Origin of the sequence: Lachnoclostridium sp. An118 (assembly GCF_002160985.1) — a bacterium.
GTDB classification, from domain to species: domain Bacteria; phylum Bacillota; class Clostridia; order Lachnospirales; family Lachnospiraceae; genus Claveliimonas; species Claveliimonas stercoravium.
The window spans coordinates 1-1,882 of record NZ_NFLQ01000046.1; the positions used below are offsets into that span (position 1 = coordinate 1).

The window sequence follows — 1,882 nt, forward strand, 5'->3', positions numbered from 1 at the left end:
GGTAGTGTCAAATAAGTTATGAAAAAGCGAAGCCTAAAAAATAGGCTCCGATTGAACCTTGAAAATCGCAGATATGAAGTTTGATGGCAGCTCACGCCACCCTTGACAGCACACAAAAGCAATGCTCTGAACGCCTTATCGACGGCGGAGGACTCAGGAACAGGCTGATTTCTCCGTCTGGGCCACAGCATTGTAGCATTGCTTTTGTGTGCCATCAAGGGTAAATCCCTCCGGGATGGCTGAGTTGTTATCTCCGGCTCCGGATCTAGGAACAGACTGTATCTCCGCTCCCTGACTTTTGCATCTGCAGGATTGTCTGCTGGCCAAGGAAGATGAGAAGCTGCCACTTGCCGGGCATATTTTCGGCATTCTCTAAGGGTCCTACTTTGTTGAGGACCTGGTAGCCCTTATGTTTATGCGGCCTGAGAAAGTTGTAGTAAGCTACCCAGAGAGCAAGATCATAGCCTGCGCCATTGATGCTGTCAAAGCCGTTTGTCTTACGGTAAGAAGCCTTATAAGTACGGTTGAGCCGTTCGATCATCTGCTTGAAGGGACGGTGATCCGTGGAGACGGCATCATCGTTGGTAAGGCCGATCACCTGGGTGATCTGGAAAGTAAACGCTTCCCCAAACTTTTTTGCGAACTCCATAGCGGCAAGGGGATAGGCGCTGTAGCCATCTGCAATGAATTTAAAGTTTTCCGGAAGCTTTTTTAAGCCCTGGAAGGCCATGCGCATGGCAAGGATGCAGGGGCCGACTCCACGGTTGTCAGAGACCTGATAGCCGATGATGGAGCGAGTAGCAGCATTCATGATAAGCCAGACATAGGTCTTGATGCCCCGTACCTTGATGTAGGTCTCGTCAGCAGTAAAGACGGATCCTTTTGCGTAAGGGTACAGGTCTACAAAGGGTTTCACGCAGACAGCGGCGGTTTTGCAGTAGTTGGCGATCTGCTGGTGAGAGATGTTGATGTTATACAGGTCTTTAAGAGCCTGGGAAGTTTTTCTGAGCGAAAGGCCGAGATTTACGCGGAGGGTCAGGCACAGGGACATGACATGGGCGTTATATTTGCTGAACCTGAGGGAAGAGGCACCTTTGGGGAGAGAGTTTAAGTCCATGCGAAAAAAATCTATCGTAAACTGTCGGTAGATGTAATGGAGCTTGTATTTATTCTTTCCGTAGTCCTCCTCCAGATCCTTTTTGTCAACCTTCTTCAGATTGTGGAGATAGTAAGGGCAGTGAGGATTTACACATTTATGGAGGATGAAGTGTTTCCGTTCCTTCTTAGCCACAAGAGAATTGCCGCAGTGAGGGCAGCGAAGGGTAAACTGCTTGGAGAAACGGTTTTCTCCGGGAGAGAAGTTCGTACTACAGACCTTACAGCTAAGCTGCCCTGCTTTGCCGTTGTTGCGGTAGAGATAAGGTTTGGGAGCACCGCAGGAAGGGCAACAGCAGTCATCGGGGATGTCACAGGGTTTGCGCCTGACGATGGGCCTGATATCTTGATCATAGCGATGCTTGAAGTAAGGGATGAGGAGTTGCCAGTGCCAGTCATGCTGGTGGAACTGGACCCTTGGAAGTTCATCGATCTTGAACTTCTGGTATTTCGGGGAATGGGAGTCATCAAACGCCCACTGTTTGAGTGGGATGTATCTGCAGATAAAATTTAATAACCAGCAATTCATCTGATAAAGGTATTGAATGATGGTGAGAAGATAAAGTATAATGTCCATGAGCATTGGCTCCTTTCGGGGATGTTGTTTTGGTCGATGACATTATACACGAAAAGGGAGGTCAATGCTCTTTTTATTTGCAAACCTCCAAAAGATCAAGGTAAAACGTAACTTTAAACAATAAAAAGCATGGTAGTTTTTGACACTACC

The 1,882-nt window shown here is 47.7% G+C and carries 1 protein-coding gene; it reads right to left on the minus strand.

Translation table 11 applies throughout. The features are described 5' to 3' along the window. Positions 1-265: 265 nt before the first annotated feature. Positions 266-1,732 (minus strand): DDE-type integrase/transposase/recombinase, encoded by a 1,467-nt coding sequence (locus B5E62_RS17715; protein ID WP_087175612.1) that lies wholly within the window; start codon positions 1,730-1,732, stop codon positions 266-268. Between the last annotated feature and the right edge of the window lie 150 nt (positions 1,733-1,882).